A 236-nucleotide genomic window follows, 5' to 3' on the forward strand; every position below is an offset into this window, starting at 1 on the left:
GGTTGAAAACGCTTTTCTCCATTTGAAACGCTGGCGTGGTATAGCGACCCGTTATGCCAAAAATAGTGCATCGTTTCTTGCCGCAGTCCAAATCCGCTGTCTTGCTCTTTGGTTGAGTATTTCATGACGACACCATATAATGGCATGGAAAAAAAGGACGACATTTTCCGCGTTAATCGTCGGATATTCACGAATAACCGTCTCTTCAATCCGGTGTAAATTGAGTGCCCCCATGA

Annotated in this window: 1 pseudogene; it reads left to right on the top strand. The window is 44.9% G+C overall.

The annotated features are described in order from the left end of the window. A pseudogene (locus Xinn_RS21690) lies at positions 1-127 on the top strand (IS5/IS1182 family transposase); the annotation flags it as partial. Positions 128-236 lie beyond the last annotated feature (109 nt).

The sequence above is a fragment of the Xenorhabdus innexi genome, from assembly GCF_002632485.1.
Lineage (GTDB): Bacteria > Pseudomonadota > Gammaproteobacteria > Enterobacterales > Enterobacteriaceae > Xenorhabdus > Xenorhabdus innexi.